The sequence below is a fragment of the Pedobacter sp. SYP-B3415 genome, assembly GCF_004138205.1.
GTDB lineage: Bacteria > Bacteroidota > Bacteroidia > Sphingobacteriales > Sphingobacteriaceae > Pedobacter.
Map to the genome: position 1 here is coordinate 1 of NZ_RXNQ01000010.1, position 16,214 is coordinate 16,214.

General features: G+C 49.4%; 12 protein-coding genes and 1 pseudogene. 6 read left to right on the plus strand and 7 right to left on the minus strand.

The window, feature by feature from the left end:
• Positions 1-748 precede the first annotated feature (748 nt).
• Positions 749-1,123 carry an SPW repeat protein gene (locus tag EJV45_RS05690; protein WP_129714701.1) on the minus strand — a complete coding sequence of 125 codons (375 nt, stop codon included), beginning with the start codon at positions 1,121-1,123 and terminating at the stop codon, positions 749-751.
• A 303-nt stretch (positions 1,124-1,426) separates the two neighbouring features.
• Here EJV45_RS05690 and EJV45_RS19620 point away from each other — a divergent pair.
• Together EJV45_RS19620 and EJV45_RS05700 are read left to right on the plus strand one after the other, a co-directional pair.
• Positions 1,427-3,240, plus strand: a pseudogene (locus tag EJV45_RS19620) (SDR family NAD(P)-dependent oxidoreductase).
• A 159-nt stretch (positions 3,241-3,399) separates the two neighbouring features.
• On the plus strand, positions 3,400-4,878 hold the full coding sequence (locus tag EJV45_RS05700; protein WP_165304993.1) for a PAS domain-containing sensor histidine kinase: 1,479 nt from the start codon (positions 3,400-3,402) through the stop codon (positions 4,876-4,878).
• Positions 4,879-5,471: 593 nt separating this feature from the next.
• Here EJV45_RS05700 and EJV45_RS05705 read toward each other — a convergent pair.
• A complete protein-coding gene (locus EJV45_RS05705; RefSeq protein WP_129714703.1) occupies positions 5,472-5,957 on the minus strand; it encodes an STAS/SEC14 domain-containing protein in 486 nt (161 codons plus the stop codon).
• Positions 5,958-5,976: 19 nt separating this feature from the next.
• On the opposite strand from EJV45_RS05705, the gene EJV45_RS05710 reads away from it, so the two are divergent.
• From EJV45_RS05710 to EJV45_RS05720, 3 genes are all read left to right on the plus strand, one after another.
• Entirely contained in the window at positions 5,977-7,008 is a 1,032-nt protein-coding gene (locus EJV45_RS05710; protein WP_129714704.1) for an alpha/beta fold hydrolase, read from the plus strand.
• A 91-nt stretch (positions 7,009-7,099) separates the two neighbouring features.
• Positions 7,100-8,122, plus strand: coding sequence for a chemotaxis protein CheB (locus EJV45_RS05715; RefSeq protein WP_129714705.1), 1,023 nt, complete (start codon positions 7,100-7,102; stop codon positions 8,120-8,122).
• A 180-nt stretch (positions 8,123-8,302) separates the two neighbouring features.
• Positions 8,303-9,367 carry a zinc-binding dehydrogenase gene (locus tag EJV45_RS05720; protein ID WP_129714706.1) on the plus strand — a complete coding sequence of 355 codons (1,065 nt, stop codon included), beginning with the start codon at positions 8,303-8,305 and terminating at the stop codon, positions 9,365-9,367.
• A 496-nt stretch (positions 9,368-9,863) separates the two neighbouring features.
• On the opposite strand, the gene EJV45_RS05725 is transcribed toward EJV45_RS05720, so the two are convergent.
• Positions 9,864-10,385, minus strand: coding sequence for a transposase (locus EJV45_RS05725; RefSeq protein ID WP_129714707.1), 522 nt, complete (start codon positions 10,383-10,385; stop codon positions 9,864-9,866).
• Positions 10,386-11,188: 803 nt separating this feature from the next.
• Between EJV45_RS05725 and EJV45_RS05730 the strand changes: the two genes are divergently transcribed.
• Positions 11,189-12,958, plus strand: a complete 1,770-nt coding sequence (locus tag EJV45_RS05730; protein ID WP_129714708.1) for a hypothetical protein — start codon at positions 11,189-11,191, stop codon at positions 12,956-12,958.
• Here EJV45_RS05730 and EJV45_RS05735 read toward each other — a convergent pair.
• The 4 genes from EJV45_RS05735 to EJV45_RS05750 all read right to left on the minus strand — a co-directional run bounded on the left by EJV45_RS05735 (position 12,893) and on the right by EJV45_RS05750 (position 16,192).
• The gene (locus tag EJV45_RS05735; protein ID WP_129714709.1) at positions 12,893-13,903 is read right to left on the minus strand and encodes a lysophospholipid acyltransferase family protein; all 1,011 of its coding nucleotides are present in this window, start codon (positions 13,901-13,903) and stop codon (positions 12,893-12,895) included. The genes EJV45_RS05730 and EJV45_RS05735 overlap by 66 nt on opposite strands.
• Before the next feature lie 129 nt (positions 13,904-14,032).
• A complete protein-coding gene (locus tag EJV45_RS05740; RefSeq protein ID WP_129714710.1) occupies positions 14,033-14,992 on the minus strand; it encodes a FecR domain-containing protein in 960 nt (319 codons plus the stop codon).
• Entirely contained in the window at positions 14,989-15,558 is a 570-nt protein-coding gene (locus tag EJV45_RS05745) for an RNA polymerase sigma-70 factor (protein ID WP_129714711.1), read from the minus strand. The genes EJV45_RS05740 and EJV45_RS05745 overlap by 4 nt, the downstream gene beginning before the upstream one ends.
• A gap of 67 nt (positions 15,559-15,625) precedes the next feature.
• The gene (locus EJV45_RS05750; protein WP_129714712.1) at positions 15,626-16,192 is read right to left on the minus strand and encodes a porin family protein; all 567 of its coding nucleotides are present in this window, start codon (positions 16,190-16,192) and stop codon (positions 15,626-15,628) included.
• Between the last annotated feature and the right edge of the window lie 22 nt (positions 16,193-16,214).

Consider the following 16,214-nt stretch of genomic DNA (forward strand, 5'->3'; position numbering starts at 1 on the left):
TCTGTTTCGGGCTGATTCCCCTCCTTGGTTCTTCCCAACCTCCTGAAAACAGTGCAAGACTTTTTAATACTTTTCTGCGGCGAGAAGATACAAGGCCGGTCCGCACCTATCAGTGGCAGTAAGCAGGTAAAACCGTCATCAAAACCGCCGCCTGTACGTAAAACCCGCAGACATAGAATACAGGGGGGCTTGATTCAGAAGACTCAGGCAAATCTGCTTTAAGGACTGTTCAGAAGGATCTTATTTCATTCAGCCAATTTTTACCGGACAACAGTGATTCACTGCCCATGCCCCACGCCGTCATCCCGAAGCGCGTTTACGTCATTCCTCCCCTTCCGGATCGCAACGGCGAGGGATCTCCTGCGAAGAGGTAGCGAAAACGTTCGCAAAGGGAGATCAAGGAGGAAGGAATAAGGAGGAAAGACCATCCGAGTTTAAAGCGGAAAGTGGAAAGTCTAAAGCCTGGGCGCCTAACCTGTCATGCGCCATGCAGGGTATGCACCCTGTCTAAATACGAACTACGAATACCTAAATACTACAAAAGTCTCAAATCTCACATCTCAAATCTCGAAGCCACGTCTAAATACGAACTACGAATATCTATATACTACTCCAGGTCTCAGGACTCAAATCTCATATCCCGACCAAATGCACCCACTCTAAGTACAACATCCGAATACCCATAAACGATATCCATTGCCTGGCTTCAGTTCATCGTCTCTAAGCCGGGACCCGGCATACAACGGTTTCAGACACCCGCTTTGCGAACCTGCCTGTTCCAGGGGGCACGGTTGGTTACTGCACCCGCGAAGATGGAGAACAAACCCAGTATCAGGTGCGGCAGATAGACCTGTTCGTGAAAACCAAAAATCCAGGGCGATAACGCCAGGATGATCCCCAGGAGGATATCGAGGTTAAGATGTGTAGCCATTGACAACGTCCGTACCACGCCACCCGGATAGGCTGTAAGCAAGGATACGATTAGAACAAATACACCTGCTGAAATTGACACCATTAACGCATTGCCGACATCGGCAAAACCAAAAAACCAGGGTGCAGCAGCAAGTACTACAGCCGACAAATAGTCGAGCACCGCGTGAAATCGTCTGGATATGAGTTTCATAAGCATTTATTTAACATAACCCGGTCAGCATGCGAAAGTTTCGTCGGGAAAATACGCGATCTGCAGATTTGTTACGCTATGACACGGCCGTACAGCCATGCACCGTAGTTCTTGGTCAAGGCGGTCGAAGTGAATGATGATCAGCCCGGACAACCCCGTGGCTAAAGAACAAATACGTTTACGTACCGCTTTTCTACGCATTTTTTACCGCCATTTAAACCCTTACCGCAAACATCCTGTTAGCTGCAAGCAAACCTAAGTTTACAGCAGATGAAACAAAGCGACGATAACCGGTTTATACCGATGACTTCAATTCATTCCGGACAGGGCGTTGAAGTTGCTGAAGATGTATATTATTTTACAAATCAGATTGTAAACATTGTTATGCTCGGCAAGCCTGGCGGTAGATGGATCCTCATCGATGCCGGCATGCCCAAACGCGGTGCAGAGATTTTGGAAGCTGCTGAAGCCCGTTTTGGTAAAGATAATCCGCCTGCATGCATTGTCCTTACGCATGGCCATTTTGATCACGTGGGTGGATTGGTTTACCTGCTTGAGCATTGGTCTGTGCCTGTCTACGCGCATCCGGAAGAATTCCCCTTTCTGAACGGAACACGCGATTATCCGGAGCCAGATCCCGGTGTACAAGGCGGCGTGCTTGCCAAAATCTCTTCGATTTACCCGCATGAAGCGACAAACGTAGCCGAGGCACTCCAGGGGCTGCCGGCTGATGGCAGCGTACCCGATGCGCCTGATTGGCGCTGGCTGCCTACACCCGGGCATTCGCCGGGACATGTTTCGTTTTTCCGGGCCGGCGATGGCATCCTGATCAGCGGCGACGCTGTGATAACCGTGCGCCAGGATGAAATGTATAAAGTGCTGATCCAAAAAAAAGAGGTGAATGGTCCGCCGAGATACCTGACAACCGACTGGCCGGCCGCCAAAGCATCGGTACAGTTGCTTAACGGACTGGAACCACGTGTCCTCATCCCCGGGCATGGGCAGTCAATGAGCGGCACCGAACTCAGGGAGGAACTCAACAAACTTTCAACAAATTTTGAAGAGCTGGCGGTTCCTGACCACGGCAAGTATGTTCCGGGAAAAGGCGGCAATCCGCCGCTGACATTCCTCCTGCTCTTCTTGCTCCTGTTTTGCAGCTGTGCTACCTGGAAACCGGGAAGCGGCGGTCAGGATCGCCTTGGCAGAAAGACCTTTGTGATTATCGGCGCATCAAGCGGGTTCGGGCGTGGCGTTGCAGAAGAACTGGGCAGGCTGAAGGCCAACGTGGTTTTGGCAAGCCGGCGGGAGGCACCACTTCGCGAAGTGGCGGATACCATAAAAAAATACGGCGGCAATGCGCTTGTTGTACCAATGGACATCAGCAAGCCAGAAGATATAACGCGGTTGCAGGAAACAGCCGTATCCACGTTCAAAACAATTCATGTGTGGATCAACATGGCTGGAGTTGGAAGCATCGGCCGTTCTGGGAAATCCCTGTTGCAGAGCAGGCAACCATTGTAGACATTAATCTTAAAGGTTTTATCTACGGCAGCCATAGCGCGATTAACCTGTTTAGAAAACAGGGCTTCGGGACGCTGATCAATGTAGGCTCTATCGAAAGTATCAATCCGCTTGCCTATCACGCCAGTTACGCGGCCACCAAAGGCGGCATCAGGCAACTTTCCCAGGCAATAAACCAGGAACTGCGGCTGTCCGGTTATCATGACATCAAGGTCGTTACCGTTGAGCCCTGGGCGGCCGACACGCCTTTCTGGCGGCATGCGGCAAATTATAGCGGCCGCACACCCCGAATGGCGGCTATGGATGATCCCGATAAAGTCGTAAATGCCATACTAAGAATGTCGCTCAGGCCACGTCAGGAGCTGCCGGTTGGCTGGAAAGCGAAGGCAACACGGATTTTTCATCGCGTGTTTCCCCATGGCTCAGAACGCTTTTCGGCAAATATAGCGCACAGGTCGCAGATGAAAATGCCCCCTCCTGCTCCGCCGACTTCAGGATCGGTATTTAAGCCCATGCCATCGGGTACGGGTGTAACTGACGGCGTGAAACCCCGGATAAAAAAAGAGAACGAGGAAAAAAGAAAAAATTATCGCTGAGTTTGCCGGAATCTGACAGCTATCAGGCTCGAAATGAAACAAATGTGCAGCCGCATAAATGCAACAAGGCTGCGTGTATTAATTTTATGAAAACTTAATTGAACAAAAATATGTAGTTTGTATGAAATCATGCCTGGCAGCACCCACTGCCACAACCATATGAGAACGGAAGACTACAAAGAGCAATTTCAGCAGATTTTCGAGAATTCCATGATTGGAATGGCTATTGTCGACCTGCGTGGCAACTGGCTTCGTGCAAACAGAAGTCTTTGCGATATGCTCGGTTATTCGGAGCAGGAGCTGATCAAACTGAATGTCAAGGACCTGACGAAACCGGGCGACCGTGAGCGCACTGATGAGATACTGAACAGGCTGATTACCGGCGACACGCCGCATGCAAAGCTGGAAAAACAATACAAACATAAAGACGGTCATTATATCTGGGTGGCGATTGCCGTCACGCTGCTTTACGACACCGCAGGCAAGCCAATGCATTATGTTTCGCAGCTTGAAGACATTACCCGCCGCAAAGAGATTGAGGACGATCTGCTGCTGAGTGAAAAGAAATACCGGACGATTTTCGAGAACGTCCAGGACGTCTTTTACCAGACTGATACCAAAGGAATCATCAAGGAGATCAGCCCATCGATCGAACTGCACTCTGGTTACCTCAGGCAGGAAATCATCGGTCGTCCGGTTGAGGATTTCTATTATTATGTGGAAGACCGAGACCGCATTGTCAAGGAGTTGCAGACCTCAGGCTCTGTTGCAGATTTCGAGGTAAGGCTAAAGACGAAGACAGACGAGCTGAAGTACGCTTCGGTGAACGCGCGATTGGTTTTTGAAAACGGCCAGCCTGTAGGTGGCGAAGGAAGCATGCGCGACGTTACGACCAGAAAGTTTAACGAAAACGTGCTCCAGGCATTAAATCTTGAACTCGCTGCATCAAATGAACAAAAAAACCGGCTGTTTTCAATTATCGGACATGATCTGCGAAACCCGATTTCGGGTAGCCTGCAGCTTGCCAACCTGATTTTACAGGATATCCGGTCTAATACGGTCTCAGAAATAGAAAGCTCGCTTCAATTGATGAAAAAAGAGCTTGAAAATGCCAGCGAACTCCTGGAAGACCTGCTCACCTGGGCCCGGGCGCAGCTGAATGCCGTCGACTTCAACCGCGTCGAGATAAAAGACATCAACGAACTCATCGTCAGCAGCCTGCAGCCGGTGCTACCCATGGCCGAAAAAAAACACGTAAAGGTTGAGATCAAGGCGGCCGCATCTGCTTCGGCGCTTAATGCTGACCGCTCGATGCTCAAAACCATCATCCGAAATCTTGTGACAAATGCAATCAAATTTACCGATGCGGGCGGTAACGTTTTAATTGATGTTGAAGCGCGCAAAAGCGGTACACTCTTCGTAGTTCGCGATGATGGCCGGGGAATACCGGAAGAAAAACTGCCGCAGTTATTCGACCGCAGCTTTACGTACACCACCTTTGGTACGCTGGGCGAAAAGGGAACCGGCCTCGGGCTGGATTTGTGCCAGGGCTTTGTGCGTAAACATGGCGGCGAAATCTGGGTTGAAAGCCGGCTTGGCGAGGGCAGTGCTTTTTATTTTGTTATCCCACGGCTATAGTCCTTTAGCCTGCGGCGGATAAGGCAAAACCTTCTGAAATGTTTTCTTCTTCAGGCCGCATCTGCAGACTCAAAGCTACATCCCGGGTGTCCGGAAATAACATTTTTCACAGCGAAGGTGTTCATCAGGTATACACCGGAATACTGCGATGGCAAAAGAACGTTTTATTAAGCCGCTTTACCAGGGAACGGTTGCGACGGCAGCCATGACGGCCTATGGGCAATTGGTCTCATGCGCAAGCCGGTATAACCTCAGCTTGCCTGAGCTTCTTTCATATTTCATTCAAAAATGGCCGGGTGGGCCAGCCAGGGGAATATCGAAACCGCTTGGCTGGATCATACATTTTGGAATCGGGGTTATATGGGCGTTAGTTTTCAGGTTTACCTTTCGAAGGATGAAAGCCAGACCAGGCTTGCAAGCTGGTTTACTCCTTGGTGCCGTAAGCAGCCTTATTGCAATTGAAAGCTGGCGGAGGCTATTCAGGCATCACCCAAATCCGCCCCATACAGATGTCCGCATGCGGATGATTCATCTGACCCTTAGCCATATGGTTTATAGCCTCACTATTACTTTCTTGATGGGAAAACGTAACATCAGGTAGCGAGCGGACCGCTCACCCAGGCCTGAGCCGTCGCCAGTTCATCGGTTTGATAGGTGCGTATCTCGCCATGCACCAGGTGGCTCAACAGATCGTAACCTGTACGCAACCAACGCTCGTCTGAGACAATGGCCATACGTTCCCATTTGCTGAAGTGTGCGAAGCTCACCTTGACATACTTCATGAATGCGCCAATGCTGTAATTGTCCATATCAGTTTCCAGCAATACCAAAAAATTGATCTTGCCGAATTGCCGGGCTACCTCGTCTACCCGCGAAACGACCACCGCATCATATTCTTCCTTACTTATTGCTCCTGAGGCTCTGTACGCAGCTACATGAGCAGGCATTCCTGCCAACAATTCGACCATAATAATATCTTTTTCAGGGTTAACAATTTGCGGACGGCTTTTGTTGCAATACAGGAGGCGCTTGCTAAGGCATGATAGAATTACCACAGCAAAGCGTAAGAGTCTGCGCATATCTGTAAACCTTGTATAAATGGAGACGGAAAGAATAAAGAAAATCTTACGTATAGCGGGGCCGATCGCAGTCGCGGCGTTTGCATGTTTCGGCAGATACCCTGTTTCATGGCTCTTATCCGCGCCCGGTCACAAAGCGCGTTCACGCGGGTCCGCTAACTCGCAGCGATTAATGCTGTCGAGGCCATATGGAAATACTGTATATGTGGAAATTGAAGGGCCGCAGCATGGTCAGCCGGTTGTTCTCTTACACGGGTTAAATTCAGACAGCAGACAATGGTTCAGGCAGCGGGATGCGTTCAGCAAGAGATATCGTCTGGTGCTGATCGACCTTGCCGGCCACGGTCGTTCGCCCCGGCCCGCAGACCTATCTGTTGCTGCACTCGCAGCAGACCTGCAATACGTCATTACGCAGCTCGGCCTGAAGAACCCGATACTGTATGGCCATAGCCTGGGTTCGATGGTCATCATGAAATATCTGAAACGTAACTTGCTGCCGGCACCCGCCGCCGCTGTCCTGCAGCAGTCGAGTTATACCAACCCGCTAAAACATACCATAGCAGGACGCGCGTTGCTACAGATGCAAAAACTGCTTATTGAGCCGTACCTGCGCCTGGCTAAAAAGATCCCGTTCCTGTTCAGGCTCATTGGCTGGACGAACTATTTCAATGGCCTCAACCTCATCTTCTACAGGTATCTGTTTTTTACCGGGAACCAAAGCGCAGGCGAGCTTCGGTATGTCTCCCGGCTGGCGGCACAGTGCCCTCCGGAAGTTGTTGCAGAAGGAATTTTGCAATTAACACGGTTCGATGTAACCGAAGACCTTCGCAGGATTATGGTTCCGTGTCTTGTTGTTGGGAGTGCGTCAGACCGGGTTTGCAGGCCCATCGCATCTCTCTTTGAATCAGACCATATACCAGGGGCTGCCCTTGGGCTCTTACCCGGCGGCCACCTGAGCATTATTGAGTATCCGGAAGATAATAACCGCCTTGTGGGCGTTTTTTTGAGGCAGCACGCAAATAAAGACGTCGTGCCCACTGTGCCGAAGTAGGTACCTGTTTACTATTTCTTTGGTATTATCACTACATTGGCATGCAAATAACCGCATTGCAATTGCAGCTGGTGTTACTAGAAACTATCTCATGAAGACAAAAGAGAGCCCCGGATCTATAGACCGGCTTGTTGTTATCGGTGCCTCAATGGGCGGCTTCCAGGCTTTGATAAGCCTGATTAAACAGTTGCAGGTCCCATTTCCGGCGCCAATCATCGTTGTGCAGCATATATCACCGGAGTCTGCACACGGACTTATGCAAAGCGCCCTGGCGCCGCGCATCCACCTGCCGGTGGTCACTGCGCAAACAGGATTACGTGTAAAGCCCGGGCATGTTTACGTGGCCGTTCCTGATCATCATCTCATGATCAAAGAGTCGGGAGAGTTGCTGGTAACGCGGGGAGCCGCTGAGAACAGATCAAGGCCGGCCATTGATCCGCTTTTCAGATCTGCAGCGCTGGCCTTCGGTGCCAGAACGATTGGCGTCCTTTTGACTGGCTTGCTGGACGACGGTACATCCGGCCTTGTTGCCATTAAACAATGCGGGGGCAGCTGTATTATCCAGGACCCAGCCGAAGCCGAAGAGCCTCAGATGCCGCGCAGCGCACTTAGTCAGATCGAACCCGATTATTGTATCGGTATCGACGCGATGGGCCCGGTTCTCAGTCAGCTGGCCGTCAGTGACCGATACGAAACGAAGCCTGTACCACAGCAGCTTATGATCGAAAGCCGGATCGCCGAGCGGGTTACAAGTGACATCGATGCAGTGAGCATGCTTGGCGACCAGGTTCCGCTCAGCTGCCCGGGATGCGGTGGTGTTTTGTGGCGGGTCGGCGATCCGTTGACAGGCTTCAGGTATCGCTGCCATGTTGGCCATGCCTATACAGCCTCGTCACTGCTGGCCGAGCAAAACGCAAAAATGGAGGAAACGATGTGGACGGCTCTGCGCATGTTTGAACAGCAGCGAAACCTTCTGCTCTCGATGATGGCCTCAGATAAAACCGGATTTCATAAGGTGAATCAGGAACGCATCGACTTACTTGAGCTCCATATTCAGCGGATCAGGCAAATCCTGCTTGCCGACGAGCCGGCTGCTGAGGCAAACGCAAACTAATCTGAGAGCCGGGAGTTTTCTTTATTTGATTCCGGAGCAGTAGATGGCGCGTGGATTACGTGAAATTTTGATAAGGAGTTTCGGCATTCCCGGATTCTCGCTTAACAGCCCTGTTTTTTAAACAAAATCTATGCTGTTTGCTTATGGTTATAGTAGTCATTCAAGTTAAAAGAGACGGCAATGAAAGAAACCATGAAGGCAGCCCTGAAAACAAGGGAAGGTGAATTTGAAATCCAGGAAGTTGACAGACCGAAACTTGCCGGCCCTGACTGGGTATTAGCGCGGGTTAAGGTGTCGGGCATTTGCGGTACCGACCTGCGGCACTGGCACGAGGAAAACCCCGATCTCGAATGCAAAATTATGGGACACGAGCTGGCAGGCGAAGTTCTCGAAGTCGGCCCTGATGTAACGCATGTGAAGCCAGGCGACCGGGTGGTGATCGAAACCGTTCTGGGCGATGATACCTGCGACTGGTGTCGTGTTCAGCAGTATAACCTTTGCCCTCACCTCTATGAGGTACGTATGAAGACCGTATCTCAGGCATTTGCCACCTATCTGGCTGGTCCGGCTAAAAAGTTTTACAAATTACCTGATAACATCAGTTATGAGGAGGCTACTTTACTCGATACCTTTTCTGTCGGACTGCATGCTATTCAGCTCAGCGGACTCAAACTGAACGATAAAGTCGTTGTAATCGGTGCCGGTCCGATTGGCCTTGGTCAATTACAGCTGGCAAAAATCTGCGGTGCAGATGTACTTATCACTGATCTCGTTGACTCCGCGCTCGACCTGGCCAGGGAGCTTGGTGCGGACGAGGTTGTTAATACAAAATCAGCATCTGCTTATGATAAGATCATGGAATTTACGCAGGGCCGGGGCGCTGACGTAACATTTGAATGCGCAGGGGGACCGTCGATGACGAAAACTTTGCCAGAAGCGACTACATTTACACGGCGCGGCGGGAAGGTGCTGGTTGTTGGCGGCTTTGATGCAGGCAAAACAGCGATCGAGCTCGACTGGCAACAGGTGCAAATGTCTGAAATTAAGATCATTCCAAGCGCGAGTTATGCTTTTTGGGATATTTATCCGGAAATGCAGATGTGTATAGATCTGGTTGCAAAGGGAAAGCTAAATGCGAAGAAACTCATTACCCACACCTTTGCCCTGGACGACATCAACAAGGCCTTCGAAACGGCGCAAGACAAAGAAAACACCGGAGCTGTGTTTGTAGCGTTGACTGTCTGAAGCGGGATAATAGTTACGGGATGGAAACCCGGGCAATATCGTGCGGATAAAATATCCGCTAATCAGCCCACCCGGATTGCAAGTCCGGAATGTCGCTTTGGATTTATAATCCAAAGCAACTGAGCACCGGGTTTCCAACCCGGGCAACATGGTGCGGATTAAAATCCGCTGCTCAGCTCACCCGGATTGCAAATCCGGGATGTCGCTTTGGATTTATAATCCAAAGCAAATGAGAACCGGGTTTTTAACCCGGGCAACATCGTGCGGATAAAATATCCGCTGCTCAGCCCACCCGGATTACAAATCGGGGAGGACGATGTCCCGGCCAATATCATGCGGATTAAAATCCGCTGCTCAGCCCACCCGGATTGCAAGTCCGGGGAGACAGTGTCTCTTTGGCTTTTTTATCGAAAGACACGGAAAAATAGATTTTGACGTGGCAATGCCGTTTTCAGAATGACGATCCACGGGCCATGATCTTAGGTTTGGGAAATTCTCAACCAAACAGCGAGATCAATTCCACGGGCAGGAGGCCTTTCCCACCCGCATAGTCAATCGCCGAACTCATTACATATGAGTGAGGCTCGAACACAATTCCTGCACGTACCGGGTTGTCATGCAGATAGTCGAGTTTCTGCCTAACAAACTTATCAGAAAACAGATCGATAGCATGGTACCCATCCTGCCATACCTTGTATCCGCCGCGGCGGCTTCCCGCAAATTCGAACTCAGCGAGTAGCCAGCTCCTGCTTTCGGCTACTTCAGAAAACGCCGATACAATCTTCTTCGAAGTGAACTTTTTGAAGTCTCTCATAAAGGCCTCGAGCTGGCGCTCGTCGCTGAAAGACCCTATCAAATGCAGATGGCTGGGCATCAGGCACCAGGCATGGATAGTGACACCTTTATTTTCCTGACAAAACACAAGGCTGTCAATGATCATTTGGCCGAACGCCTTACGCGTAAACAAATCAATCCATTTGATAACACTGGTTGTTATAAAGTATAAGCCAACATACATAATAAGGTTGTATTTATGAATATTTATCTAAAGTTAATAGTTTAATTATTAAGTAAGTATTTTATAATTAACTTTGTTTACTTTTTTAGATGGTCAAATCGGATTGCTGAACAGACGTAGTACAGTTCAGCTCATCTCGGATTACAGTTATCTCAAATTTGACGGCACAAACATTTTAATAGACTCTATTGTCCGGATCAACTTAAAAATCGGGTTCAAAATCAGACAATACCATGCGGATAAAATATCCGCTGCTCAGCTCACCCGGATTGCAAATCCGGGAGGACGACGATGTCCCGACCAATATCGTGCGGACTAACATCCGCTGCTCAGCCCACCCGGATCACAAATCCGGGAGGACGATGTCGCTTTGGATTTATAATCCAAAGCAACTGAGCACCGGGTTTCCAACCCGGGCAACATGGTGCGGATTAAAATCCGCTGCTCAGCTCACCCGGATTGCAAATCCGGGAGGACGATGTCCCGGGCAATATCTGCGGATAAAATATCCGCCTCTCCACCCTCCCGGATTACAAATCCGGGAGGACTACGTCGCTTTGGATTATAATCCAAAGCAACTGAGCACCAAGTTTCTAACCCGGGCAACACCGCGCGGCTTATACATCAGAGTACTTCAAGTACAGGCCAAAGCGTTTACCCCTGTAACGAATTAAATATTAATTTTGCTGACGCTTAAAAGATAGGTTGCCGGTAGGGGTATCGTGTGGTTTGCGTGTATTTACGGTGGGAAATACTGAAACACTCTACCAGGCCTAGTCCTGAAAAAGCCTTTTAAACAAGCTATGTCGAAACGCCAGCGCATATTCATTATCCTCTTTTACTGCACCGCTGTTTTCTTATCGCCCGCTGCCATAGCGCAGGGCAACCTTCAGCGCCAGGTCTCACTGGCTGATATCAGGCAGCAGCAGATCGGACAACTGCTTGATAAAATTTCGCAGCAAACCAATTTTTCGTTCGCCTATACTAACCACAGCATCCCGGCCGACAGCACAGTAAGCCTTGCCAGATACAATGGGACAGTCAACACTCTCTTAACTACAATTTTGGGGCACGAATATGAATTTAAAGAGGTTCCGGGCTATATTATCCTCCGGCACGCACCAGGTAAAATGGATCTGGAGGCCGATGTTGAAAGTGCCTCACAGAGAAATGCTATCATCAAGGGCGTGATTCGCGATGCAGCCAGTGGGAAAGGCCTTTCCTCCGTCAGCGTTTACGAAAAAAATCTGCTCACATCTGCGCTTACAGACCAGCATGGGAATTTTGAGCTGCGTTTAAAAAAACCAGGCACGACGATTTTCCTTAGCGCCAGCCGCGAACACTATCGCGATACCAGCCTGAATATTCTTCTTCCTGTCATTGTATCGGCAACACATCAAAACCGGCGTTACCGATATTATCCGGGCAATGAAGCGGGCCTGGAACAAACCCGCCTGGGGCGCTTTTTCACCTCTTCGCGGCAGCGCCTGCAGAACATGAATCTTGGTAAACTCTTCGCCTACAGCCCCTATCAACTATCGTTCGTACCCGGATTAAGCACACATGGCATGTACAACAGCCAGGTTATAAACCGTTTTTCGCTGAATGTACTGGGCGGTTATACTGCCGGTGTAAGCGGTGCGGAACTTGCCGGCGTCTTCAATATTAACCAGGCAGACGTAGAAGGTTTTCAGGCAGCGGGAGTATTTAATATTTCGGGCCGCGATGTAAATGGTGTCCAACTCAGCGGCCTTTTTAACTCCATAGCGGGCCGGGTAAACGGCACGCAGGCCGGCGGGTTGCTGAACAAATCTGGAAGTATTGGAACGGGTGCTCAGTTAGCCGGATTTGCCAATATTACCGGTGAATCACACGGACTTCAAATCGGTGCTTTCGGTAATTACGCAGCCCGTAAAGCCGGATTGCAGTTATCTGCCTTTGGCAACTATGCCGGGCAGGGTGCGGCTGGCCAGCTTACCGCATTCATGAACACATCAGGCGGAGCCTCCGGCTGGCAATTTGCCGCCCTTATGAATATTGCGCACAAGGTAAAAGGTTTCCAGTTCGCGGGGTTATTAAATGTTGCAGACAGCAGCGACTACCCCATCGGCCTCGTGAACCTGATCAAAAACGGGCGTAAGGGTATTTCTATCGCCACAGACGAATCTTCGTTTGTGAACACGGGCTTCCGCTCAGGCGGGAAATCGCTCTATGGTCTTCTTGCTGTCGGATTGAGGCCGGAGAAAAAAGCTCGCTATGGCCTCGAAATCGGCTTTGGCGCCCATATCGTAAATCGACGGTTGTTTGGTCTTGACGCAGAGATCACCAGCCGTACGTTTACTGATTTCAACCAGCATCACACGTCTATATTATCCGTAAAGGCGCTTCCGGGTATCAACATCACGAAAAACATCCGTTTATTCGCCGGACCGTCTTTATTTTACACTTCTACCGATGTTGAGTCCGGTGAGTTGCCAGGCGGCTGGAAAGTCAGCGAACATCTTAATTCAAACGGCACGATACTCCGGTCTTTCAGAGCGGGATGGGCCGGCGGCCTGCAGTTCAACTGGTAAATTTCCCGGATGTTTCCAGCGCCGGTGAGACCAGAGCCATAATTCAGGCCGGCGTACGATACTGGCCTGCAGCTTATCCAGGAACACTGCAGTAATTTCGCCCGGCAAACATCCCCCCGGTGTTTCTGTAATAACGGAATGCCGTAATTCCCAGCACCCTGACTGGTGTGATGTCATCTCAAGATACAGTACAACCGCGCCGGTCGCTCTGGCCATTTTTTCAGCACCGGCAAAAGCAGCTGTCTGTTGATTCATAAAATTGAAATCACGCGCAGCGGTCGTTCCCGGATACTGGTCACCAATCAGAATAGCAAGCCTCGGACGCGCTGACGGGCGCATCAGCTTTCTGGCTGCCTGTCCTGCCGGTATGAGCTTCATACCAAAACGACTGCGAAAACGCCGGCTCAATGCAGCCGCCAAACCTGACCGCATCGGCTTGTATATTGCATATACATCATATTCCGTTATCTCGGGCAGGATATTAAGGTATTCCCAGTTTCCATAATGCCCCGTAACGACAATCAAATCCCGCCCTTTCTGCAGGTACTTATGCAGGATATCCGGATTTTCCAGTCTGACCCGTTTTTTTAGCGCTTCAGAAGAAATAGAGAAAAGCTCCAGCACCCCGGTTAGCAACGATGAGAAATGCAGGTAAAATAACCTGGTCAGAACGATAATTTCGCTGTAGTTTTTTGTTGGAAAGGCCCGCGAAAGATTTTGCAGTACGACATCCCGGCGATAACGAACAACCTTACAAAGCAAGACATACAACCCTGCAGATAGCCACCTGAGCCATCTGCGCGGCGCGAGGCTGAAGAACCAAAACACACCGTAGATAAACCAACATAAAACATTGTAGATAAATGAAGTAAATGATTTCATAAAAAGTGATACATAATCATTCGCCGTTACCGGTGATGTTGGTTTTTCAATTTTCGATACCATGATGAATGGCTTTGATAAGCAGGATAATAGCCAGCGAAAGCAATAGCCCTCCCAGCCCCAGGCTGATGCCTGCGATAAGAAATGTCATAAGGTCTGCTGGTTAACCGGACACTTATTGCCCGGCGATGATTAACGCAAATGAATTACGCCGTCCCTGCGATCGATAACAAGTGTTGGTTCTGTCATCTGAAGGATGCGGAGCACGCCGTCGAGGTTCTCATTTTTAAATGTCACAGTTAGCCGCATCGCCTTCAGTCTCGCATTGTCGATTTTTATTCCCGCATCAAAAGCGCTATTGAGCGCCTGAACAAGCTCCGGCAATGGCGTATTATCTGCAACGATCATTTTGTCTGCATAGAAACGATAAAGCAGATCGTGGTTCTCCTCTACATCAAGTGAACGTTTATTTTCTGTTACCACAATCCTTTCCTGTCTGGCAAGTTTGACTGCCTCATTCCCACGGCTTACCTGAACAAGGCCCCGGGCCACAACAACCTCGGTTTGATCAGCACCCTGCCTGATATTAAATGCCGTTCCCAGCACACGAACTATGACATTACCTGAAGTGACGCTGAATGCAGATTCTGCCTGATGTTTAACATCGAAAAAAGCTTCACCCCGCAGTTCAATGTTTCGGTTTCGGGCAAAGTCTCCGGCATATCTGATGCTGGATCCTGCATTCATCGTAATGAGCGAACCGTCTGGCAGTTCCACATTTTTTACAACGGCACCGGCCTCAATCTCGGTTATCTTACCGGCAGGAGATACAAAACGCCAAACCGACCAGGTTCCAGCAACAAGTATAACTATAGCCGCAGCAATACGCAGCCATGGCGTAAAACGGGTTATTTTTACCGGCTCAGCTTGAATGTGCCCTGGCTTATCGCGCTTATTAACGAACCTTGCCCAGGCCTCATCTTCAGTGACAGGACTTTTACCCTTCAGCTTTCCGGTATATTCCCAAACAGTTTCCAATTGCTTGAATTCGCGCCTGTTGTTTTCGCTTTCTGCTAACCAGGCGTCAATACGGGCTGACTCTTCTGCAGTTGCCTCCCCAAGAAAATATTTGATCAGCAAATCATCTTTCATATCAGTCCGAGTTTAATAAATAACACGACAAACAAAGGCAGGTACTCCTGTAACTCTAAGCGAAGAATCTTTAAAGCTTTGCCCATATGCGCTTCGACGGTTTTCACAGATAAGCCGAGAGCATTAGATATCTCATGATATTTCAGGTTTTCGAAACGGCTCAGTTGAAAAACAGTCCGGCACTTTTCGGGCAGTTTGTTTAATGCTGCCGACACCCGCTGTTCAAGCTGGCTTAGCTCGATCTTTCCTGATGCATTATCTGTTTCATATTTCATGGCATGAGCGGTGAGAGTCTGGTACCTGGATTTTACTTTCTGATCCCGTATGTAGTTGAGGCTATCGTTGTATACTGAGCGATAGAGATACGCCCTGATGGAGGTTCGTTCCTCTTCCCAGTTGTACTTTTCCCACAGTTTCAGGAACATATTTTCAACGACATCTTCCGCCAGATCCCAGTCGCGTAAAATGGAATAAGCGTACTCATGCAGCTCCTTGAAATGGCTCTTAAAAAGCTGTTCAAATCGTGCTTCATGATTGGTTCCGGACAGAATCTGTTGCGTTTGCATTTATGGCGTGAAATTAATCTTTATCTCAAGAATGCGGGTAGCTTTATAAAAACTACCCGCAGAGAAATTAAAATTTGAATCCAACTGATACGCTGAGCAAACCAAGCTTTTGATCCAGCTCTTTATTTACCGATGTAAGGCCGAGGCTGTAACGCGCATCGAAAGAAATGCCGCCGATATCTACACCGGCATTCAGAACGCCACCTGCGCTAAATTTTTTGAAGGCTGTGCCGGCGGGGGCAGCGGGTTTGTTAAAACCATAAAACAGATCCGGCCCTACTGATACACGGAGATTCAGATCGTCTGTATTAATGAACTTGTATCCAACCATTAATGGCACGTTTACCTGACGAAATTTAGCTTCATAGGCTGCACCCTGGTAACTGAAAGTGCTTTTGAAGGCTATAAAATTGATCTCCGGCTGAAAGTAGATGTTGTTCCCGATGCGCCCAAAAACACCTGCGGTTAATCCCATCTTGTTAGACTTGTCGCTAAGGCCGCTCAGATCGCCGCGCAGTGTTGGCAGCACGATACCTGCCTTTACCCCAAATTCCGGATCGGTAGTTTGTGATTTGGCTGAGGTAACAACCATAACGAACAGTGCTGCAAGCAAATAGATTTTTCTTGTTTTCATTTTTGTGATTTTTAGTTTTGAC